The sequence below is a fragment of the Permianibacter aggregans genome, from assembly GCF_009756665.1.
Lineage (GTDB): Bacteria > Pseudomonadota > Gammaproteobacteria > Enterobacterales > Permianibacteraceae > Permianibacter > Permianibacter aggregans.
In genome coordinates this window covers 2,036,432-2,062,436 of the sequence record NZ_CP037953.1, presented here as the reverse complement: position 1 = coordinate 2,062,436, position 26,005 = coordinate 2,036,432, and the positions used below count along the sequence as shown (strand labels likewise).

Below are 26,005 nucleotides of genomic sequence, written 5' to 3'. Positions count from 1 at the left end.
TAAGCGGTTGTGCTTCCGCCGCTTTACGTCGCTAACTGGAATCACCATGGAAAGTTGTAGTAATTGCAGCACGCCACTGCAAGGACGGTTTTGTCACCAATGTGGTCAGCAGATGGTGGCGGGCCTTCCTTCTCTCAAGCTACTGATCACCACGTTCTGGGATGACTTTATTGCCTTCGACAACAAACTATGGCGCACACTGAAAGCGACCTTTGTCCCCGCCAAACTCACCAATGAGTGGATAGCCGGAAAACAAGCGCGCTACGTTTCGCCGATGCGCATGTTTGCCTTTCTGCTGTTCCTGTTCGCCTTGAACATGACATTCTTCAGCAACACGGGGAACAGTGAAGTTCTGGACAACATTGTCGGAGGTATCGTGAAGGCTGGTGAGGGCGAAGCCGAATCACCAGAGCAAGTACAGCAAGCAGTTCATCAAGTGGCAGGTGTTCTGGCAATGGTCGGTATACCGATCATGGCGTTCTGGATGTTCCTGTTCAATACACGGGCGCTGTTTTACGTTAACACCGTGTTTTCTCTGCACCTTTGTAACGTCCTGTTGATGACCTTCCTTATTGCTCGTCTGATCACGCGACCGATAAAATGGAGTGTGTCGGAGCAAACCTTTGACGCCATTTTGCCTCCCACCATGTTTGTTGTGCTTGGATTATTAGTCTTGTATTTTGTCATCTCCGCAAAACGCGTATACGGCATTAGTTATTTCGGTGCGGTGTTCAAGTCATTGGCGTTCATGGTGTGCTTTTTTACGTCAGTGGTTGTTATCTCGAATGTGCTTTTCATGGCATTCCGATGAGTAGTACCGAAGGTTGGCGCATGAGAAACATCAATGTGTGCGTTACGGCAATGCTCAGGCGAAGAGTATGGCGCCTACCCATAATCGGGCCTCGGTAACGGCTCATCGCATCTCAGTAGAACCCGAAAGCTCCGACGGTTTACAGTGGTCGCTTGACGGTGACAGACCAGAAATGGTCTTGATAACGAGGAAACGGAGCAATGCGGCAATCATCGGTCTGGCTTTTGGTCATCGCTACGTTCAGTCTGAGCGTATCGAGTTTGTCGCTGGCTGCTGATCATGAGCGGTTGCCACCGGTCCGCAAGCTGACCGCCGAACAAAGCAAAGTCGCCGCCGCCAACTATCAAAAATATTGCGTGCTATGCCATGGCGAAGACCGCCAGGGTTATGTCAACGATCATGCGCCATCATCGCGCAGTAAAGAGCTATTCGAATCCGGCATTCCGCACGCGGTGCTGCGGCCTATTCAATATGGACGCCCCGGCACAGCGATGGGCGGCTATCTCGACGAAGCCGGCGGCCCGATGACGCTCGATGAAACCTGGGATTTGATGTACTGGTTATATGAGCAATCCGGAGTTAAGCAACGGGCGCCGCTGACCACCAAACCGGTCGAGGGCGATATCGCCCGTGGCGGTGAGTTGTATCAACAACACTGCACCGACTGTCACGGCAAAAACGGAGAGGGCGTCAACGCGCCGGCACTTGGTAACCAAACCGCGCTTGCGCACAACAGCGATGAATTTATTCGCTACGCGATCCAGCATGGCCGAGAAGGCACACCGATGCTTGCCTTCAAAGACAAACTACCCGCGCAAGACATCGATAACCTGACTGCTTTCCTGCGCAGTCGCGCTGATGGCTGGCAAGCCACCCAACCGGTGCTGAAGCCCTTGCCAACACCGGATCAGTTTGTGCTGAATCCCGAAGGCCAACACCCGAACTTTACCCTGCAAGATGGCCTGTACGTTTCCTCGGCCGATTTAGCCAAAGCCCTGGTCGCAAAACAAAAAATCGTGCTGCTTGATACCCGTGTCACCTCCGTCTGGCAAACCGCACACATCGAAGGTTCGTTTCCTATGCCGTATTACTCCGACTTCGATGAAATGACTGAAGCGTTGCCGAAAGACGTGATGATTGTCGCGTACTGTTCCTGCCCGCGCGCCGCCGCTGATTACGTTATCGAGCAATTACGCGACCGCGGCTATCAGCGCACTGCCGTGCTCTACGAAGGAATTTTTGGCTGGATGCATTTGGGTTATCCGGTGGTAAGGGGGGCTGTCAATTCCCATGCAGCGGCAACGAAAGAAGGGATGGAGGCTGACAACACAAGATAAGAAGCAGGTGTTTGCATGGCGGGCTTTCCGAGGTTGCAATTGGCTAAAACGATATCGTCATCCGTTAAAAAAGCTTCGTGTCAGGTCTGCCGTTCTAAAAAATCTGTGATCGATTCATCGCTGTACAAAACACTACAATAAATTCATTGCGTACCAGTTCTACCCAAGAATATCATCGCGCCCGGCCCAGCCTTAACGCTCCGCTTTAAACAGAAAAGCAGAAAAATGAGCGCTACCGGTAGGAGCTGAGAAGGATGTTGTTCAGGTTGGGGAGCGGTTTTGGGGTTCGGGAAGTATTGCCTCCATGCGTTTTTGCTGGTTCTCAGTGGAGCTGCGCCTGCTCTCGACCTGGATTTCCGTAGTAGTGCGCCTCTACGCGCATTCAATGGGCAGTCCGAAGTAACGATCCAGCTTTCCGAATGTTCATCCATTGCAGCCTTTAGTTATTCCAGCGGTGGAGCCTCCACTGCCGTCCCTCTAGAGCGTTTTACCCTGGTCGATTCACAGCGCCTGGAATGTTCAACGGTCATTCGCGATCTACCCCCCCCGCCATTTACGCTCAATGCAGTCGCTATCACTCACGACAATCAGGAAATTCAACATTCCGAGCATTTCAGCGTCGATAACAACGCGCCTACCCTGGAAATTGAGGGGGCCTCTATTTCGGGTGATGGCACAAAACAGAGCATTAGCATCGTACTGAACCCTTCTGATGATGTTGATGTCAGCTATGTCGCCCTAAACGCTATCGGTTTACAAGCCTCTACTTTGAAGCGTAATGCAGGTGTGCTGGAGCGCGCAGTTGGCGAAGCTTTCCTGAACTCCAATGGATTTGTGCGGGTGTATCCGGTAAAGGACAGCGCTGAGCAGTTGGTGATTAACCTGCCCCTTTCCCGGACCTTGAGCGCAACCGAGATTGCTCGAGATGGCATGTTATTGCTTGACGCCTATGTTGTGGACGCATCTGGTAACCGCGGTACAGCTTCAAAGCTGATGTTCACCGGTGGTGAAATTTCGGAAAAGGCCCTGTCGATCAGTGCTTTGCCGAAAGCACTGACACTAATCACCCCGGTTGATTTCGTAAGCATTGTGCCATCGGTGGAATTCGAGTTTCGTGGGCTTGTGCCGTTGCCAGGCGCCGGAACCAGCGTCAGCTATCGAAGCAGTGACCCGGAATACGTCAACGTTTCATCGTCTGGCGTCGTCTACCCGATAAAAGAAACAGGTCAAGCAACCCCATACATTATTGTCGAATATCCGGGCTTGCCGCCGGTCCATTTACCAGTAACCATCAACTTCAGCAAAACGGTAGCCGCCCTGCAATTTGCCACCGGCGAACTGGTCGGCAATTCGCTCGAAGGTGTAATCGATGCCAGCTCACCCTTGGTTTTACCGAGCCTGAACAGTGCGCATAGTCTGCCGGCGTTGTGGGCCCAGTTCGATGATGGTAGCTATACCCGTATTACGGGTACATCGGCGTTGCGCGTGGCGGTGCCGGAGGGATATCAATCACTGATTCGGGTAACACCCAACAAACAGCTGGAGGCATTCGCCCCAATTGCTCCGGAAGGCCCGCTTAAGCTGATTGCGACGCTGAATAACTTGAGCACCGACTTGTATGTCGCCGCCAAAGATGCACCACCCGTGATTACGGTGCAGGCGCCAACATCGGGTGCCATTGGCGAGACAGTCGTCATCAAGGCTATGCCAAAAGACGATGTGGCCGTGGATTACGTGTCTTTTCTGGTGGACGGTCGGGTCGTAGCGGATAGGGTTAATGCGCCATACGAACTACAGTTGCCGCTGTCTGAGGTGATGCTGAACTCTACACTGGCGATTCAGGTTGCGGCGGTTGACTCCGCTGGTCAGTCTACGCTGAGCAGCCCTAGCCAGCTGTCGGTAGTGAAAAAATCAACGCCATTGATACCTGCTTATCAATGGGAGTTGCCTGAAAACAACGCGCGCTTAGTCGAAGGAAGTCCACTGCGTTTTCAGCTTGCGATTGATCGCGGACCACCGTTAGAGGCGGCGCCGAGTGGCATTACCTTGGTGGAGTATTTTATTGACGCGACGAAAGTCGCGGAAACTCATTTTGCGCTAAAAGAAATTCGTGAGTTCCCGGCACCTGGACGCTCCAAACCAGAAGAGCGACTGTTCGAGCTATGGCGAGCAGATGCCCGAGTACCGAGCATTTCGGTAAAGGAAACCTCGCGTAGTGTGTATGCCAAAGTGCATGTGGCGAACGGCTCAAAGAACTCCGCTACTTACCTAATCCGTATTCTGCAAAATACGGCGCCAACGATTGAAATCATTGCGCCGGAAAACCTGCAGTCATTTACCGAGAATCAGGTGATTCCGTTTTCCGTGCGAGTCACTGACGACACATTAAACAGCGGCACCAGCATCAAGTTCTTGGTGGACGGTGCAGCTATCGGCAATCGCCTGATAAAAAACTTGGATGAGATCGGTACCAGTCAGCTTTCCAGCGCGACGGCAACCGCAACGTATCAATTCACCATACCTGAGAATTCGGTCGGTAAGACCATCAACCTGCAATCGCAGGCAACCGATTTTCATGGTAAAGAGTCTCTGTCGGCCCCAATCAAGATCCGAGTTGCTGCCGACCAGCCGCCAAGTGTCGCGATCAGTGCGCCGATTGATGGTGCGCATTTTTCTGCCGGCCAGCACATTGAATTACGTGCCAATGCCACCGACGATACTCGTGTTGAACGAGTTGAGTTTTATGCCAACAACAAACTCATCAATGTTGATGTCACAGCACCGTACTCGGCAATCTATGAGTCGCCGGAAGTCACCGCCGAATCCATCATTCCTTTACGGGCGGTGGCCTTTGACAACAAGGGTCAGAGTGGCGAGTCGGGCGTTGTCAATATCACACTCGGTAAAGATGAGTTTGCTCCAATTTTCAACGTTGTTTCGCCAACGATAATCAGTACGGAAAATGGTGTTGCGAATGCTAAAGTCATTGAAAACGAACGCTTCACCTTCAAGGTTGCTGGTTACGATGATTTAGGCGTTGAGACCCTTGTCGTTCGGGGTATCAAGTTGGTTACGGGGGTTTATCACCTGACCGGTGTAGACTCCGACACCGTGGAATTCAACAAGGATACGCTGGAAAACGTTCCTGGTGTTTTCAACGGTTTCTCGGCTGCCATCCTGGTTCGGGCGCCAGCGTTTTCCAATAATCCTGATATTGTTTCGGATCCATATCCGGTGCAAGTCACGGCCAAGGACAAGGCCGGCAACAGCAGCACGAAAAACATCAATCTCGGGGTTGTCGCGGACACGGCGCCGGTAATTACTGAAGCAAAAACTCAGTTTCCGAGTTATTCCGCGAAGGACCCGGTCACGATTCAACTGGCCGCGAAAGACGATCATCGAATCGTGGCGTTCAACCTGACATTCGATCAGGGTGTTGCACCGATTCGCATCGACAAAACCAAAGGCATGCTGGAAGGTGCGTTGGTGTTGACACGAGCCGAATTGTCGTTGGATACACTGAACCGACCAAATACCCACCACGTCATCAAGGCCCAGATCACGGCGGAAGATGATGCCGGTCAACTTTCTGTTGTGCAGCAGGTCAGTATCAATGTCACGGCGGACACGGTGGCTCCGACAGGTTCATTCAGTGCTCCAATTGCCAATAGCTCACTGAATCCAGGACAAGAAAGAAACTGGACCTATCGTGTGGTTGATAGTGGTGCCGGCATAGCCGAAGTGCGTGTACTTTTCAATGGCGTACAGGTGGATGTGCAAACACCGAATGACCGACCGAAATCACTGGATAGAAGTTTCACCCACTCGGTTCCTGCCGGCACCGAGTTAACGGCCGTCATTCGTGCCAAGGACGTATTCGGCAATACCGGCGACAGTACGTTTGTATACCCCTTGGTCGCCGATGAAAAACCGAAGATCAGCTTCCGCGCTCCGGCGGAAAGCGCCGATTATGTCGAGGGTGAACCGGTAAACGTTTCTGTACTTGCTACCGACGATGTCGGGCTTAGCAAAGTGGTTATTCTTTCACGCACAGGCACAAAGGTTTGGGGACAGAAAACCTTTGAAGGTAATTCGCTACGCACTGTTGTGGACGCAGGTGGCTATTTTAACGCGACGCTGATTGCCCCACAGTTCAGTGATTCCTTACCAACTGAAATTCTCGCCGTCGCAACTGATAGTGCCAACCAGTCCACCGCGGTTCCACTATTACTGCGCATCAGCAAAGATAACGAAGCACCGAAAGTGATCATGAGCAAACCGGACGCGGCATTGGAACGCATTCCCGGTGAGAGTTTCGAAGTGATCGCGGATATCACCGATGATTATTCAGTAGTCAACATTGAAGCCGTGTTGAAAAAAGGCTCAGAATCCATCGCTTTACCTTGGGACGTGTTGTCTAGAGTCGACAGCATTGAAGAGATTCGTGAAGGCAATACCGATGGGCTGGGGTCGGTCGTGGTTGCGCGTTATGTCCAGGCCAAAATCGAAGGCCGGGTCAAACTACCGGAATCTCTATTGTCGCGTGCCGGTGAACAGTTCGAATTGGTTTTGCAGGCTACTGATCAAGGCAGTAATCGCGGCGAGAGTTTGCCGGTGCCATTCAAAATTCTGCCGGACAACGAAAAGCCTGTCATCAAGATTCAGAACCCGCTGGCGGACATTGTAGAGCGCAGCAAGCAACACTTGGAATTCAGCGTAACCGACAACCTGGGTTTAACCTCGATTTCAGCACGTATTGTAGATGGACAGACGCTGGTTACTCGCACGATCAGTGACAGCAAGTCGGAAGCCATTAATTCAAGCGACGAGATTTTTTTGGACTGGGACAGCATTGGCGCGATTCCAGTTGAAGGGAAAGCGATTACGCTCTTGGTTGAGGCAGTCGATACCTCTGGTAATCGCGGCCAAGCAACGAGACTGATCCAGATCAAGCCAGATCAAGCCGCATCAGTACATTTGCTCAGCATCAAGCCGGAAGGCAACTATATTCGAGGTGGTGTGCTTTCCTTGGGTCTCCGGGCTGTTGATGACTATGTTACCGGTACGGATCCACTTTTGGTTGGAACGTTCATTTCTTCATTGTCGTCACTTGGTGAAACTCGTCAGCTGCAGGCACAGGAGTTTCGTGAACAGGACAAACGATACGCTGACATTAGTATTGATTATCCTGAGTCGACGACCAATTGGTCGATAAGCAGCAACGGCGAACCCTTGTTGTCCGGTAGCAATCAAAAATTGATGCTGCGCAGTTACCAGGGCCCGTTCGGCAATTTACTCGCCGTCCACCAAGGTGAGTCGGCGGCGCAGTATCATGTGACCATTGAGTATGACAATGAATGCCGCGTGCAGCCTATCGAAGCAAGCTCATTTGGCGCCGGTGGCGTTGCACTGGATTCGATTCTGTCAAAAGCTTCGCGGGTAATTGTAGAGCCGCAATTTGCGGATCCCTCTACGCCATTTCCAGTGCTCGCGATTGTCATCGAATCCAACAGCCTCGCAGAGTCGACGTTGGCGAATGACGGTAAATCCTCATTTCACCCAGCGCGGCCTCACATCAGCTTTGTGCTGAAAGATGCCGATCGAGGCACCGCACAACTTTCCAACTTACCGCATCGAGAATTCTCCGCAGCGGAAAACGTGTTTAATCAGCTGTTTGTCGTCCCTGAGGCCATCGCTCAGGACTCGGCGCTATTTGCCTTTGCTTTTGACCGTTATGGTGTTGACCGAGGCGCACTGCAGCCACGTTTACTGTCGCGTATTGTCGCTACAAATGATGGTCAGAACCCGGAAGGTAAAATCCTTAGTGCTGAAGCGTTGGCGAACCTGGTGCCAGGTGCGACACATCAGTTTAAGCTGGAAGCGAAAGACAACGCCGGCATCAAGCAACTACGGGTGCTCGACAATATGGGTAATCCATTGCGTGGTGCCGCCGGTCGATTCAACAAGTTGGCCTATACGTTTAGCTTTACCGTTCCTGACAATGCAGCATTGGGAGACACCAGTTACTCCGCGCAGATCGAAGATCGAGTAGGCAACAAGGTGTCCTTGCCGATTGCTTTGCGCCTCAGTAGTAATCAGAAGCCAGAATCGACTTTGACTTCACTCAATGCCGATAAGCTTATTACCGATCCGGCGCGCTTGGCGTATGGCGAATTTTGGGTCCGACAAGGATCTTCAGTCACGCTGAATTTCAAACTGAATGATGACGATGGCATCGCCAATGTTCGACTTTATAAACGTCAAGCCGATGGCGGATTGGGGTTGCCAATTTATGAAAAGGTGTATCCGTTTTCCTGCCCGTCGATTCCGGTCAAACAAACAACCATCAATCCAAACTTTATCTTCACCAGCGCTGAAACTGAAGAGTACATGCTACATGTTGAAGATGGTATCGGCCAGTTGCACTCACGCCGTCTGCTGATACACCCGAAGCAGAACATCCGGCCGCAAATTCGAATTCTTACCCCCGCCAATAACCAGGCGGTGGTTGCGGGATCCCGCTTTATCGAGCTGGCGCTTCTGGCGGTTGATGATGCCGCGTTTCCATCAAGTCCGAAGGTCAATGTTTATGCCAATGGCGTCAGTTTGCCGTTGCTGAGTTCCCGTGGTGGTTTCGAGGGAAGCGAAAGTATTCTCGAGAATGCTTGGAATGCCATTCATGATCGTTTGCAGAATGACTACGGTGATGATGTTGCGCGTGAAGTCGGGGTATCGGGAAATCCATTCCAGTTCAGTCGTACTTATGTTTTCGATCTGCCGGCATCGTTAACCACACAAGTCGAAACGCTAACGCTATCGGCGCAAGTACATGACAAGGAAAATGAAACGGGCTTGCATGCAATTGACCTGCAAGTAGTTCCCGACACCATTCGCCCCGAAGTGGCATTGACTGCGCCTGCGCAAGATTTCTCGCCGATTGAGGGCTCCGATTTAACCATCACAACACGTGCTTACGATAATGTGGCGGTAAAAGAGATCGCTATTTACAAAACTTTTGGTGTACGCGGTAGCGCTAATCGTTTGCCATTTGGTAACGCTGAACGCGTAATCCGAGACATTCCTGCCGTCGATTATGAACCAATCACCACAATCAACATTGATACGCCGGAATACCACCAGCTGCTTCATGTGCCGACCATTCATGAACTACGCGCACTGTTTGGTGGCAATCTCAGTAACGATGCCGCTTTTGATGTCTGGATAAAGCTGGTAGCGAAAGATGGAAATGGCAATTCCCGCGAGCGCGAACTGAGCTTACCTATTCGCGTCGATCAGCGACCGGTTATCGACATTGTCAAACCAGCAGATGGCCAGATCGTTGTCGAAAACAGCACGCTGCAAGTAACGGTCAACGCTTACGATGATATCGGGGTGCACAGTGTGCGTCTGCACGCCACACGTAGCGGTCAGACGTTAATGGACCTGCGTTTGCGGCAACCACCATTTAGTTACGCCGTACCGCTACCGATCCGCGGTGACTCCTCCGATCCGGTGATGGTCACTGTCGAGGCCATCGATACCTACGGCGAAAAAGTCTGCCGTACACTGGGATATTGCGATCCCGACAGCCACATCGCGCGTGAAACCATTTCGGTTGGCTTGAAGGATGATGATCTGCCAACGGTTACCATCGCCAAACCTGCAAACGGCACAACACGACTCGAAGGTGAATATGTTCAGGTGATTGTGAATGCGGTGGATGACCTGGGGGTTAATCGCGTGGCGCTCAGCGTCAACGGCTTAATCACCGGCAATAAAGTATTGACCGACGATACTTATCCATACGAGTTTCTGTTGGAATTACCCTATGGCCAGGCCAATCGCGACATTCAACTGCAGGCCACGGTAACCGAGAAGCGACTAATCAATCCGCGTTCGGTGACAACGCCAGACATTGTCACGCTGAAAGTACAAAAAGATACTGACGCCCCAACAATTGTCATTCACGCACCGGTTGCCGGCGCTGCGATCGCTGAGAAATTGGCGTTGCCTTATCAGTTGACCATTACTGACAACTCGCGAGTGCAGCTAGCCAAGGTCGCGTTGTTCCATGACAAAAATGGCAATGGTGAGTTGGAAACCAGTGAAGCGGTGGCCAGCCAAGTGTTGTTACGTCCACCTTTTGCTGGTTCAATCAGCGTACCGTCGCTAGCCCAACTCGCGAGTGGCGAAGAGGTGCCGTCCCAAGTGCCATTGTGGCTGGTGGTGGATGCGTTGGATGGCGCCAATAACGAATCGCGTGCTACCGCTGAATTGCGCCTGGTAAAAAATGCTCCGCCAGAAATCACCGCAATCCGTTTTCTGAACAACGCTGGTAACTATCTTGGTGATGGTGTTACCGAGTTGACGGAAGGTCTGGAGTTTGTCGTTGAAGTGCGTGCTCAAGACCCTGAGCGGGGCGTTGCTCAGGTAGAACTCTTTAGCAATTTCGATGATTCGTCGCCAGGGGTTCTGGGAGTCGATTCCGCTGCTCCGTATCAGTTCCATTTGAAAGTTCCGAAAAACAAAGTCGGCAGCGCCTGGAAATTCCAAGCACGTGCCACGGACATTGACGGCTATCGCTCTGAACTCTCAACACCGGTCAGCATCAAGATAAAGGCTGATCAACCGCCATCAGTCCGCTTTGTTAAGCCGGCTAATAACCGCTCTGCCGTCATTGAAGGGGAAAGCGTCGATGTGATCGTCGAAGCCATCGATGATCTTGGACCTACAGGTATTGATCGCATCACGGTATATGTTAACGGCAGGCCGTCTTACACCATTACCCAATCAATGGCGCAGGCGAATGGCATTTTTGGTGCTGACACGTTGTATCAAGTACAAATCCCGCCTCCGCCAGGTACCCAGGGCTTTGTTTTGCAAGCCGTCGCGTTTGACGTCAATGGCAATAGTGCAGCGACACCAGAGGTCTTCGTTGGCCAAGTAGAAGACACCGTGGTGCCACGTCTGCGCGCGCTCGGCCCTGCTGATGGTGATTTGGTTATGGCCAATGAGCCGTTGACCTTGCGTGCAGTGGTTGAAGACATGGGGGATCTCGCGGAAGTAACAGCAGAGCTAAAGCGCTTGGATCGGGCAACCGGGCAAGTTTTTGCAACTGAACTACTGACACTAACGCTCTTGCCTGACGGTAGTGGCACGGACGAAAGCGAGCATTATTTTGTTTACGAAGGCCAGATTGGCGCGGGTTCCTTGTTACAGCGCACGTCGGGTTTGACTGAGCGTATCTGGATTGAATACACCGCAAAAACGCAGAAGCACACCGTCAAAACGGTCAGCGTACATGAAGTGGGTTATCGCCCAGTCGAACAACGGTTCTTCTTACCGACGTTTGCTCAAAACATGCTCTACAACATGCCGCCGACAACCATGGCCAAATCGGTGCATTACCCAGCGGTCTCCGGTCAGAACCGCTACAACCAAGGTGACAATTTCCTCGCCGCTTGGAGTACGGCATCGCCGGTGGCATTCGACCAGTATTTCGGATTGCAGGACGGCATCAGCGGCGAAGCGACTACCGGTTTATTCCTGCTTGACTTGAATGATGTACATCACGTCGAAGGCGAGAAATTCTATTATATCGACAGTCAGTTGATGCGTGGCGCATCGGAGCTGATGCAGGGCACCATCACCGCTGTCCATAACGGCGGCGATATTATCGTCGCTGCCAAAGGTGGCGCTACCAACGTTACTGACTGCGCGGGCATTAGCCATTGCGATGCGGCGACAAGGTTCAATACGGCGTTAAAAGCAGAAATCAACAAAGATGCCGATACCGGTGGTATTCACCTGGACAGTATCAATGGTGAAGTGCTGGTCTACAGCATGCGCAATGGCGATGGCCAGTTTGGTATCGCACCGAAACTGGTCGGCCGGGTTGAGCTGTCTTACCCACAAACCTTTGGTATGGCGCGCGCCGACAATCTGGCCCTGATCGCCAACGGTCATGGTGGTGTTCAGGTGTTGCGCGTCGATCAGGTTGAGCAACCTTACAAGGTTGGCTTTATCAAACCGGATGGATTTGCTCGCGGTGTGGCAGTAAAAGACGGTTATGCGTTTATCGCCGCTTCATCACAGGGCCTGGTTGTGGCCGACATTAATGACCCGGCAATGCCCATAGTCGCCGGCGTTGATACCACCGGCATTGCCAATCGTGTCTGGATTGATGGCCAAACCGCGTATATCAGTGATCTGAATGAAGATGATTTGCCGACACGCATTCACTTGATCAATATTGCCAATCCACTGGCACCGTATCACGTCAAAACTATCGAACTAAAACCGGCGCGTCAGGACTTTCACTCGCGCGGAGCCTACGACGTCTTTACGTCGGGTAACAAGCTATATGTCTCGGAAATCATTACGGATCAGGAAGACAAAGTCGTCGAGTCATTGGTGCAGGCTATTGAGATTGGCGACAACCTTGATGCGCGCTTGGATGTGTCAACACCTTTCCTGATTCATCGAGGAAGCGATGCAGCTGAGCATATCGCCACCAATTTGTCCTTGCATCGTGGGCAAGTACAAGCCGCTGCAGGTTTGTCAGGTGTCGTGACGCTGCAATTGCCAACATTTGCGGTGGTTCACCATACACCAGCAAATGGTGACAGCAATGTGCCATTGACCGGACAACCCATTACGCTGGAGTTTAATCAGGCGGTGGCGGCCAACCAGAGCTTCACTGACGTGGTTTATGTCAGAAAAGATAATGCACTGGTTGGCGAGAATGTCAGCTCGCTGTTTGATATCGCGCTGGACCCACTTTGTGACGACACCCTGCAATGCCGCCGAGTGGTGCTGACCCTGAAAGCCGGTCAATCCCTGCAAGCAAATGCGTCCTATCATGTTGTCGTCGACGCCAACATGCGTTCGTCGCTGGACAAGACGTTAGCGGGCAATTATCGATTCAGTTTCTATACCGTCATCAGTGGCGACGGTCAGCGCCCCGAAATTCGCTCTGTGCAACCCAATTCCGGCCCGGTGAATGGTGGCATGGAAGCAACGATTCTAGGCAAACATTTGCATGCTGATGCCGAAGTTTGGATCGGCGGACAAAAAGCGCAAGTGCTGCGTTTCGAGGCCAACATCACCGTCGATAATGACGCGCTGGTGGTCCTGACGCCACCGAACAATGTCGGTCCGGCAGCAGTAACGGTGAAGCTGCCCAACCAACTCAGCGATACCCTGATCGGTGGATACACCTATGTCGATGAGTTAACGATTTCGTTCATCACGCCTGCCGTGGTGAGAGTCGATCAGGTCGGTGAAAACGACGAGGTGGACATTGTTGGCCGTGGTTTCCGTCACGGCTTGACGATCAAGGCCTGGAAGACTGGCTATCCTGATTCGGCGGTTACCGAGTCTTCACCCAGCCGTTTGAAAGTGATTTCGTCCGAGCGCTTGCGTTGGCGCGTGCCGGAGTTTGGTGCTGCCTATCGCGGCTTCGTCGATGTTTTGATTACCGATAGCGATAACCGTTTTGCTGAAAAGCCGAAAGCGTTGTTCTATGGTCGTTTGTTACTCAATCAGCGCATGGAAATGGCGGATGACCTGACGGAACGCGAAATTAACGATTATCTGAATGCTCAGAATCGCGGTGATTTGCGTGGTTACATTCCGAGCGTGGATATCCGAAAATTGCCGCCCGGCCGAATTGTTGATTTGGCCAGTGACGCTAAACTGGGCCTGATTTACGCCTTGGGTACTGGTATCGATGAAAAGCCTTTGCTGCAACCGGACCGTGTCGGGGATATCAGCGATGTTGCACACTATTATGCGCCAGGCTGGATTTCGCTATTGCATTATCGGCCGGACCGTCTGGATGCATACCGACTTGGCGATATCGAAGAGAACCCACTGGAAGAGTTGGCGCCGGCTCATGGCCTTGGTTACTACAACTTGCCGCAAGACTTGATTCCGACGGCGTTGGATTTGTCGGCGAAAGCACTCTATGTCGCCGCTAAAGGATGGCAGTTCCCTTACGTTGATACCGAAAATGAAGGTAGAACGCTGATTCTTGCTTACGAGCGTGAATCACGCATGCTGACCGACATTACCGGTGGCGAGAAAGACCGCGATGTCATCTTCAACTTGCCACTTCCGGTTACTGCGCCGGTACTGGATTTGGTCAGCAAGGACGATTTGCTGTTTGCCGCGACCAATGAAGGGGTAGTAGTGATCAGTATTGCCGAACCTTTGCGTCCGAGCGTGGTTCGTGTCATCAGCAACGTTCAGGTTGGTACCCGCACTATCACGCTGAAACCCGAACAACTGCTGATTGCCCATCAACAGCTGCACATCGTGTCGCAAGAACATGATCGCGTCGTGATCAATATAGCCGCGCCGAATCTGCCGGGTCTGATGCGCGACAGTAAAGTCGCCAATGCTTCGTTGCTCAATGCGGGTCGCCATGTTGTCCATACCGATTCGAGTTCGGCGCTAAATATTGAAGAAGTGGATAGCAACGGACCGTGGCGCTATGTGGGGCGTTACGATGCCGCCGGTTTTGCTTTTGAGGGCAAACTGTTCACCACAACCGGACAGGGCGCGTTGGCCAACTCTGTTAGTGCTGTCGAGAGTGAGCCACGGTGCAACGACATTTACAGTATGTTGTTTGACACCAGCGATACCGGCAATATTTCGCTGCTGGATTCCTTGCTGATTTCAGCACCAGAATGTGCCATGGGTAATCCAAGCATCAACCTGAGTATGGCTGGCAGTTCGGTCAAGCTGCCAGAGAAAGCGCTGTTGACAACCGATGGCGTTGCACTTTCAACCTACTCAGTCAAAGACAATGGCATCGTTCAACGCCTGACCATCAGCGATACATTGACGCCCGATGTGGCAGCCACTTTCCCGACGGCCAGTGCAGAAGGTGTGCCGTTAGTCAGTGAGCTTTGGATTGAACTCAGTCACCCGATAAGTATTCCGTTACTGGAATTAGAAGGGGTTTATCTGGCGCGTTATTTGTCGCTGCTCCGGGATGATGGCAGCGCCGAAGGTATTCCGGTTGAGCTCAGTTTGAGTATTGACGACAACAACCCACGCCGAATTGTTTTAACCCTGGATCAACCACTTCAGGCCAACAGTCAGTATCGATTGGTGATGACCGACGGCAACGTCGGTGCTCGCCGCGCCGAAGGCCTACCGCCCTACACGGCGACTTTCAACACGGCCAGTGCGCCGGGTGAAAACATCGCTATCCTTGGTATACCCAAGCGCTTCGTTTCAACCACCGGTGGTGAAATCGAAGTGGCTGTCAGCAAAAATCAACAAGCAGAATTTTTGGTTGCCAATGATCGTGCTGATTTGGTCAGCATGATCAGTGAGGCTGATCGCGATATCTATCGGCTACGCGTCGGTGCCAATGATGCCGGTCCAGCTCATCTGCTTGTCGTTGGTAGCAACGGTACTCGCGACAGCCGTTTGGGCGCGATTAGTTTTGTTGAGCCTTTGAGTGTCAGTGGTTTATCGCCAGCTGTCGGCACCATTGCCGGTGGTCAAGTGGTGCGAATTGCTGGTCGTGGTTTCCAGAACGGCAATGGCCGCATGTCGGTAACATTTGGTAGTCAGGCCGTCGCCGAGCAACACCTGAAAGTACTCGATACGCAAACGCTGGAAGTGCTGACGCCATCGGGCAGCCTGGGCAAAGTCGACGTCACTGTTTCAATGGCCGATGGTCAGTCGGTCACCTTGCCTCAGGCATACGAATACCTGGAGCCGATGCAATCCCGTGTGCGTTTGAAAAATCGCCTACGTGACGGCTTTGTTGAACCAAGCGGAAATTACCTGATCGCTGCCGGCGACCAGGATGGCATTTTGATTTTTAATATGAATGCCAGCACCTATACCGGCGGCGACGCCACCGACCCCCTCAACCCACAAGATCTACTCAATCGGATTGATCGCAACCGCGATGGTATTGATGACCGCGTGGTCGCTAAGCATGCCTTGCCAGATGGCTATGCTGCCCTTGGTATTGCCGGGTATTTTGAACGGCAACAAGATCGGGTGATTGTTGCGGGTGCCCTGATGAATAACAACGTGCCGATAGCCGACTCGGCCGCACTGTTCATCTACGCCTTGAATGATGAAGACCCGAGCCAGATTTCGTTCCTGCGTAAAATGAAGGTACCGGGCGCTTTTGCCCGCGGCGTCGATATTCGCAATGATATGGTGATCGCGGCGCTGGCCGAAAAAGGCCTGGGTTTGGCAGATTTCTATTTACACAGCAAATCTTATCTATCTCGCCACATTCCGCTCAGTGACAGCCAATCGGCGCTCGATGTGGCATTTACCACCAGCGCACAAAACGCGGCCAGCTTGTATTTGGCGGTGACTGGCAACTTCAGTTTCGCTGAAAACAAACTGCTAGACGCTGCTGATACCTCCAGCGGTGGCTTCTACATCATTGAAAACGGCACGGTTGGCGGCGCCAAAGTTAAAGCATCGTTACCGATTCCATCCAATCGCATCGCGCTCTACAAACATTATGCGGTATTGGCTTCAGGAGATGCCGGCGTCGTCGTCGTTGATATCCAGAATCCGGATGCGCCGGTAGTCGTTTCGCGTGTGACGCAGCTCGGCCATGTCTATGATGTCTCCGTGCAAGGTGACATGGCATATGCGGCGCTCGGCGCACAGGGTATTGCTGCCATTGATCTCGCCAACCCTTCGGCGCCGGTCGTGTTACGTGGTATGCAAACCAGCAGCGATGGATTTATCAATCTGGTTATCGCCACGCCTTACGGTGCCTATGGTCTCGGCCGTACCAACAGCGATGCAGGTCTCGTGCAATTCAATCCGGATGCCAATTTGCGCATTCATGGATTGGAGCCGCGTGATGGTGTGTTGCGTCCTGACGCTGCCGGTGATTACACCGTTCGCTTCCGCTTCAATAAAGCCATTGATCTGCGTCCGGCTAACATCGACCGTTTCTTCGCCACCCGAGTTGATGGCTCGGTGCTGACCCCAACGGTAACCTTGATCAACAACGATGCCCTGCTGAACTTCGGCAAAACGGCGCCCGTGGCACCAGGACAAACCTTGATCGTCGGTGCACGTGCCGGAGTGGTCAGTGCCAAGCCGCTCGCCAATGGTGGTGAAATCGAGTTGTATCGACTGGCAAATGAACATCGCTATCGCTTTGTCGTTGCTGGCGGCCGCCGTGAGCTGATGCAAATTCAAGCGGTGGCACCGCGTCGTGTGCCGATCAATACGGCACAACAGATTTCGGTTTCAGTTGTTGGCTTACCCGTTAACAGCGCCGACATTAGCGTGCAACTTGGTGGTCTGCCGTTACCTCTGGGCAATATTCAACGCAGTGAAAGCAACGCCACCACAGCCCTGATATTCGCTACGGTACCGGCGATTGCGGATGCTGGCTTTTATGATCTGCGTGTCGCCGTGACCAGTGAGGGCGGCGAGCTCAGTGCCGACTACCGTGGTGCGATTGTCGTCCACAAGCCTTTATCTATTTATCGTGTCTCGCCGCGTTGGGGTCCGGTCTCTGGCGGCAATACCGTACGGGTATTTGGTGAAGGATTTGATCCGGGCAACACGGTCAGCAACGGTACTCGAGTCGAAATTGGATCGATGCCGGTGATCACCGTCAATGTGCTGTCCGAACAAGAAATCGAACTGACGGCTCCAATGGGGTTCCCAGGCCAGCATCCGGTGATTCTGCGAGACAGTGATGGCCAACACGCGACACTGACGGCAGAAAATGGCTATGGCTTCGGTATGCGTTATCTCGGCCGCAGCCACTCGAAACAGCTGGCACCGCGCGCATTGTGGGTGGATCAGGAAACGGGTACTGCGATAGCTCCCGGTGGCTATTACAAGTTCACCGAAGGTATGACGCGATTCAACGATATTCTGTTCCCGGATACTTTCCTTGCGGCAACCTTCAGCGTCCAAACCGCTACCGATCCGGTTCTGGTTGGTGGTGTGCCGTCGCTATCCCATGTTTCACGCGATGATTTGCAGCGTTATCGTGAATGGAGCCTGCTCGCCGCTAAGGATGCCAAAGCGCCACCACCGCTGACCGCTGAAGAAAGAGAGCGCATGTCAGAGCTGGAAGGTGTGGACATTCCACGATCTCTCGATGCCATTGATTTTGCTGTGGCCTCTGAGCAGGAAAATAATGTGCTGCGCCAACGACTCTATGTCGCGGCCGGTAAAGGTGGTGTCGCGCGACTGAACCTTGATGAGCAGAACGGTTTACAAATCTTGTCGCTGACCGAAGGCGGATTCGTTTCCTCGGTCGAGAAAGTAGGCGAGACGGTATTCACGACCAACGTTGAACCCAAGGGACCGGAAGAGCCACCGGAAAAATGCGCGCACAAGCTGGGCCAAGAATCAAAAGGCAAACTGGCGGCGATCAACTTTGGTAATCCACTCGATCCGATTACTTCCATACCGGCGCAAGATATGTCCGGGGTGAAATTGTTCCATCACAACGACTGGATTTATGCCGGTGGCACGATGATGGGCGAAGAGTGGGCGCTGCAGTTGCCAGAATGCCAGCAGCGTAATGACATGACTCTTGCACCGCCTCAGGATCAGGTAACCAGTACTCTGACCGGTATGCAGCTGGGTACCGGACAGCAACGCAGTTATGAATTCGAAAACAACCTGCGAGATGTGGTGTTCTATGGCGACTATCTGATCGCTGCGCTGGGTGGTGCCGGCATAGAGATTCGCCACGTCGAAAGCGCAACGGCGCCAGTTCGGGTGGTGATTGACCAAGATCTGCAGGACGGTGCTGGCACGGCCGAAGGTCTGCAGCTGTATGGCAACGTGTTGGCAGTGTCTAGCCGCAATGGCGTCGTGTTGTTTGACATCAGTGAGCCGTGGGCACCGAAAGTCATTTCTGCCGGTAACCACGAGATTGCGTTCGGATCAGGTGTCTATCGCGACCGTATGTATTTGGCGGGTAACACCGCGGGTGTTACCGCGCTACATCTGCCGAAGACGCTGGTCATCGAAACCTCGGTTGCCGAGGGAGCGGTGTTGACGGCAGACGACACCATTTCTATCCGTTTCAGCGAGCCGGTTGATGTTGGCCAATTGCAACAAGCGCTAACCATTAGCGATGAACAAAGCAATGCCATCGTTGCAACCATTGATGCGCAGGATGAGCAGGACGGATTCGCCAGCATAGTGACCATCAGTTTTGCCCGCGAAGCCAACCGCGCTTATCGTTTGACACTGCCGAGCATCGCCAACAAACGCGGTACCAGTCTGTGGCAGCCCTACACATTGCGCGTCAAAGCGACCAGCGCTGGTGTCAAGCGACCACTGATCCGTGCCCTGAAAAACCACCATTATGTACAGGGTCAACAAGCACAAATCGAGATTCACGGTGAAGGTTTCCGCGCGGAGCAAGTGCTGACCATTGCCGGTCATCAGGTTGCGTTCACGCTGCAAGATGAGAACACCATCTTGATCGCTGAACACGCTCTGGATGTGCTGAATATTGGCCAAGGTTCGCATGACTTGCGTCTGGTCGATCAGGAACTCGCCACGGTGCACGCCGGTGCCTTAATCGTTGCCGAACCAGCTATCGATACCGAGTGGGTGTTGACGCCGGAAAGTGGCGGTGCTGCAGGCGGTTACGTCGGTACCTTGCGAGCCAATAAACCGGTGTTGTTGCCGGGCGCCAAGATTCTATTCAAAGCCGGCACCGAAGAGCTGCGCACCGAACTGATCAGCGAAGGCGTCTACCTGCGAGATTTGAAAGATGACGTCATCGACCAGCGTAACTTTGAGTTCCGGGTACCGGGCATCGCCGATCTGACTGCCAACTCGGTCTATGACGTTTACATTGAAATCGGTAGTCAGCAACATCTGGTGGGACGTTTCGCCTACCGTTTGCCGAACCGCTCAGGTATCGATTTGCCAAACTACCCACCGATGATCGCAGGTGCCCAGCTGCAGGATGGTGAAAGGTTGTTCGTTGGGGTGCGCGAAGGCAGCAACCCAACCACCAGCAATCGCTTCCTGATGCGTTATGGCGTAGAAATCTACGACACGTCCATTCCGGAACGCCCAATTCGCTTGAGCCAGGTTCGCACGGATACACCAATTCTTGGTCTTGCCCGGGTTGATGGATTGTTGTTTGCTGCAGCGGACAGCGCCGGCTTGATGGTGTGGGATGTCTCTAACCTGAGCCAGCCATTCAGTTTGCGTACGATTCCGTTCCCAGGATACCGGGTCAATGATGTCGCCGTTGATGACGCGTCAAGAATTTTGGCGGTCGCGGCGTACGCCGATTTGGGTAATGGATTCGTGCGCTTTGTCGATGTCGACAACGAGAACTTTGCAGCGCCGGGCAACTATCAGACCATACACTTCAGTGAAGGTGATCTGCTCGGTCGTCCGCTGGATGTGGCGTGGCAAGACGGCAAGCTGTTCGTGTTGTATCAACGCGACAATCAACTTTGGTTGGCGCAGTTTGACAGCTTTGGCAACACGCCAAGTTATCGCGCCCATCAACTGGAACGGGTACGTTTGGGCGCCAGCTCGGGCGAGCTGGCGCGCGCCTCAATGGTCGTGCTCGATGGCCGCATTCTGATCTCCAATGGTGAGGAGTTGCTGACTTACGACAGCACTGGTCAGCAATTTGCGTTGCTCAGTTGGCAGTTGCTCGATAGCAGCGGTAGCCAGAATGGCGGCGAGTTGTCGGTTTCCGGCGGTAATGTTTATGCCACGACACCTACCGGTGTTGTCGGCTTAAGTTTGCGTGATTTCGTTGTCACCAGTTGGAAGCCGAGCAATGGTGCCAAACTGGTTGTAGGTCAACCGGCTCAGGCCTATGTGAGCGACCTGATCAACACCAATTTGGAGGTGTTGAGTAGCCACGTACAGGTGAGCGATGGTAGTGGTGCGCCATTGGCTGCGGATGCCTACACGCTAACTGGCCGCAATACCTTGTTGGGCGGCATCATCGAAGTGACACCGCTTGCTGTGCCTGCCGATCAAACTTTGCGTGTTGTGGTTAACAACAGCCTGGAAGATTTAAGTGCTCGCCACACCTTGGCCAAAACCAGCAGTGCGCAATTCCGCGTCGCCTCGTCGACGCTGATTGTTGAGCGTGCTTACCGCAATTCAGGTACGGAGTTGCAGCGCCCGTACATTCATGCGGATGGTAGCGAGCAAGCCGTGATCATCGGCGAAGGCTTTGGTCATGACGTTAATGCTGTGCAACTGATGCTGGGTCAAACGCAAATTGACGGCACCTCAATCATATCGGTTGCCGATACCGAAATTCGTTTCAATGTGCCACAGCTACCATTCAATGATGCGGTGCTACCACTTAGCATTACGGTGACCGTCGATGGAAAGCAGGACGTACTGGCTGGTGCGCTGATCGTGGTTCCACGTTTGAAAGTGGAAAAACTCAGCCCTGCTACCGGACCACCGGCTGGCGGTAATTGGGTCGAGATTTATGGTCGTGGCTTTACCAACGAAACGGAAATAGGTTTTGGTGAGCAACTGATCATAGACAAGCAATTGTTGAGTGCCAATCGTTTGCGGGTGCGCGCGCCAGCGGGTTCATTCGGTGTCGTCAAAGTCTTTGCGCAAACGAATCTATTCCCGGGTGAAAAAACCTACTCGGCACAAGATTATTTCTATACCAGTGGCACCACTGGCAGTGTTGGCTTGAATAAGGATGAGGCTAATCCGATTGCCGACATTGCCGTTGGTGATCAGATCCTCTATGCCGTAACTGGCGGCAGTTACGCCATCAAGGATGGCAGCGGTGATTGGTATAGCACTGCCTCGACCAACAAAGGTCAGTTGGTGGTGGCGGATGTGTCCGACCCGGTAGCGCCTAAAATCTTAAGTAAGCAAATCGGTCCGGTAACCAAACCTTTCTTCTATGAAGCATCGGTTAGCGGCGGCTTTAACTCGGTTAGCCTTGATGGCACTCACTTGCTTGTCGCCGGTGGCAGCAGGCTCTATCAGTTTGACGTGACCCTGGCTGCTGATCCGCTGTTCGTCCGTGACTATCCGCTGCCGAGCGCGATCAGAACGATTGCTCAACGTCGCGGCACCGTTTACGTAGCAGGTGATTTTGGTTTAATCGTTTACAGGCTCAATGATGATCGGTCGCTAACCCGGGTCAATCATCTCACCACCACGACGCTGGATGGCGCTGTCGATCGTATCCAGTTGCATGGCCATTTGTTGTGGTTATTACAAGCCGAGAAAAAACGCGTGTTGGCATTGGATGCGCTTACACCAGGCTACCCGCAAATGCAGCGTTTTGCGGTCTCAACCGATGCTCGTGAAGCCATCACCCCGAGCAGCTTGCTGGCGGTAAATGACTTGCTTTTTGTCGGCGGTGGCGTAGAGGAAGGCATCAAGGTATTCAACCCGGCGTTTGCCGGTGAAGATAAGAGTGTTGGTGTTATCAAGCTGCTGAAGCTGAAGGACAACTTGCCACCACATGTGCTGCGCTTGTGGCTGAATGGCAATTTGTTGTTTGCCGCATCAGCCGAAGGTGATGTGCAGGCTTTTGACGTTTCCGATTGGCTGGTTGGCCGCTATCAAAATGCGCCAAGCCTGAAGCACTATTTCAACATAACCGGTAATGCTACCGGTGGCGCCACCGTTCGCGGCGTACATTACTTGGGGTCGACGTACGCCCGTCAAGGTGAAGAAGCGCTAGAGAACCCGATTGAGCGCGGCGTTGCCGTAGGTGCAGCCGGCGGCGCATTAACGACGGCTGTCGGTCAGGGCCTGTACGTGGTCGATCAGTACCCGGCAACTGGCGCCGTAGTCGCCAGCGATCAAGCGGTACAGGTGGAATTCAGTGCGCCGTTGTCGAACAACCAGATTCAGGCTGGATTGGCGCAGTGGATATCATTGAAGCGTGATGGCGTCATCGTTAACGCCTATTACATTGCCAAGCGTACCAACACCGGTACTCGGGTCAGCATTACGCCGGTCGAGGGCTGGCGCGCCTCAAGCAATTATCAGCTCAGTGTTGCCCAGCAGATCCAGGACTTGCAGGGGCGGCAATTGGAGTTGCCTTACGCATTCTGGTTCCGTGCATCGAATAACCTGCAACCGCGCATAGATGAGGTGGTGCCAAACTATGGCAGCTGGCGCGGTGGCAACTTGATTACCCTGAACGGCGCAGGCTTTGCAGCCGAAACGGTGGTGCGCATTGGCGAGCAGCAAGTTGCTGCAGAACAGATCGTTGAACGACACAGCAATCGTATTGTGGTACGAGTACCGTCGTTACCATCCAGCCCATTGGGCGGTAATGCCTTGGCCGGTATCGCGGTGCAAAACGCTGAACTATCGGATCAATTACCATCCGCTTACACGTATGTTGCTGATCCGCGCATCGTCCGTGTCGGATCTTTCGAGCCGAGCAATGGCAGCGCTAACTTCAATAACAAGCGTTTTGGCTATAACGCTGGTGCGTGGTTGGCCATTGACGGATTCGGTTTCAGTTATTCAACGAGTGTCCACATCAATGGTGAGCTGGTCAGCGATATACGTTTGCTCAGTGAGTCGCTGATTGCCGTACGTTTGCCGGCCAACACCATAGGCCAGTTGCAGGTCGGTGTCGCTAATACGTCAGAACGTACGGATGAAGTGTTCGATAGCAGCGCCACCATCGAGTTCAATGGTAGCAAGCAATTGAACTCCGTCAGTCAACGCGCTCGTGATCGGGATCTACTCGCCACCACGTCCGGCAATCAATTGAATGTATGGTCGACCCGCGGCACCGACAGTCCGCAATGGTTGTCGAACTATATGGCCGGCGCCACGATTCAAAGCGTCGCGATACTGGGCCAGCATGTGGCGTTGGCAAGAGAGGACGGAATTGTAGAGCTGGTGGATATCACCAATGCCTACGCACCGGTCAAGAAAAACCAAATTCATTTGAATGGCCAACCGAACATCCGGCAATTGGTGCTGAAAGGATCGCGTCTGTTTGTGAAAACCGATGCAGCGTTGCTGAGTACGCTGATCACCGGCGGCGATCTACAGCAAGTGGCGCCTGCGCCAGAACATGTGGCATTCAGCGACGAGCATGTGTTCCTGGTTTCTGGCAGCGCTATCTCGGTAAGACCGATTACTCAGCTAACCACGGTTCTCGGCACCATCAATCGCAGCAACAGCATCATTGATGATGTTCAGCTGCGCCAGCAAAACCTGTTGATCCGCAGTGGCACACAACTGGAGTTCTGGCATATCGCTGGTGCCGCGCAAGGCCAGCTCCAACTCTTGGGCCAGGTGGCGATCAGCAATCTGAAGGACGTAGCACTTAACGGTGAATTACTGGCGGTGCACCAGCGCGCCAGTAACTACAGCACGCTTAGCATTTTCGGAATCGATGGCTTCGGTGGTGCGTTAAGTCTGCCGAAACTGGCAGATGTCAATCTTGCTTCCAGCAACGTTATGCCAGCCGAGCTGCGCTTTGATCACGATCTGTTGGAGTGGGGTTCAGGGCAGTACGCTAACGCCAGAATTCCGTTGCCAAACCTTACACGTTTGCAGCCTCGTGTCAGCCTGCGCAGCGCAACTAGCAAACTGATGTTTGACACCGTGGCAACGGGATGGGAGAGCACTCAGCTCGCGGTCATTCGCCTGTCCGATAACGCTGTGATGGCTGGCACCAGTCGCGTGATCGGCAATCAACTGGAATTCCAGATTGATGCCCGTACTCCGTTTGAGGCAGGTCAGGAATACGCTGTTGAATTGATCGGTGCGCCGGAAAATGCAGTGAAAGGCGCCTCGGTGCAAATGGATCAACCGATGATCTGGTCAGCGATCACGGATTTCAGTGTCGTCGAACCAATCGTTTCTCGCATTCAGCCCAGCTTGGTTCGTCAATCGCAGACCAATACGTTTGTCATTGAAGGTGAAGGCTTACAGACGATAACTCAGCTGCAGATCGGCTCAGCCACAATCAGTCAGCCACAATTGCAAGCCAATATCGCCGGTACCGAGTTGCATTTTACCGCCTCCCTTAACGAGGTCGGCTTGCACGGCTTGTCTATCCAGGCTGTAAATCAAAATAGCTACTACCCAGCGGCCATCGCGGTAACACCAGCGATTGTTTGGCAATCGCTGGAATCCTCGAACAGCAAAGGCGCTTCGTTTGTCAGTGATAGTGGTGGCGATACGATCACCATTCGTGCCACAGGCCTGAGCGGTGATGTCGATGTGCATTGGTTGCTGGATGGACAATCCGTCACGGCTGAAAATCGTCTGGCTGGTGTTCGCAAAACCTGGAATCTTGCAGGTGCTGGCGAATTCCAGTTTGAAAGTCTGGCGGTGGTGCCAGGCGCTAATGTCCAGATCGCGCTGGTTCGTTCGTCAACGAGCGAGTCCGTAATCTTCGGTTCAGCATTAGTGGCCATTGACGACACGGCACCGAAGTTGACGAAGGCTACGCTACTGGATGCTGCGCTGGGCGTCGAGCTTTCGTTCAGCGAGCGAGTGTTGGTAGACGCCAGTGTTGAGCGTTTGGCGCTCGATGGCAGCGCGAGCGCCAACGATGTGTCAACGCAATATCTACTGGATAACGGCAGCAAGGTTCTACGGTACCGCCTGAAGGACGGCGTCGTTCAACACAGTGACAGTGAATATCGCCTGACGTTGGAAAATATTCGCGATGCTGCTGGCAATGTCGCGATTGGTTCAAACATCACTAGCGGTACGTATCAACACGCGTTCCGCACGCGCGACACCCTTGCACCGGAACAATTACAACTGCTTAAAGATGGTCAGCCTCTGCAGCAGTTGGAGCCGGTGCTGCGCGGTAGAACTTATCGCCTGCATCCGACTGCGATCGATCACATGACCGCCA

The 26,005-nt window shown here is 53.1% G+C and carries 3 protein-coding genes (1 of these 3 only partly in view); all 3 read left to right on the top strand.

The window, feature by feature from the left end:
* The first annotated feature begins 46 nt into the window (after positions 1 to 46).
* Positions 47 to 811 carry a DUF3667 domain-containing protein gene (locus E2H98_RS09170; protein ID WP_133592242.1) on the top strand — a complete coding sequence of 255 codons (765 nt, stop codon included), beginning with the start codon at positions 47 to 49 and terminating at the stop codon, positions 809 to 811.
* A gap of 200 nt (positions 812 to 1,011) precedes the next feature.
* Positions 1,012 to 2,148 (top strand): c-type cytochrome, encoded by a 1,137-nt coding sequence (locus E2H98_RS09165; RefSeq protein WP_133592240.1) that lies wholly within the window; start codon positions 1,012 to 1,014, stop codon positions 2,146 to 2,148.
* A 768-nt stretch (positions 2,149 to 2,916) separates the two neighbouring features.
* Positions 2,917 to 26,005, top strand: the 5' portion of a protein-coding gene (locus E2H98_RS09160; protein WP_133592238.1) for an Ig-like domain-containing protein. 17,426 nt of this gene lie beyond the right edge of the window; the window shows 23,089 of its 40,515 coding nt (coding positions 1-23,089); the start codon lies at positions 2,917 to 2,919; its stop codon lies beyond the right edge, outside the window.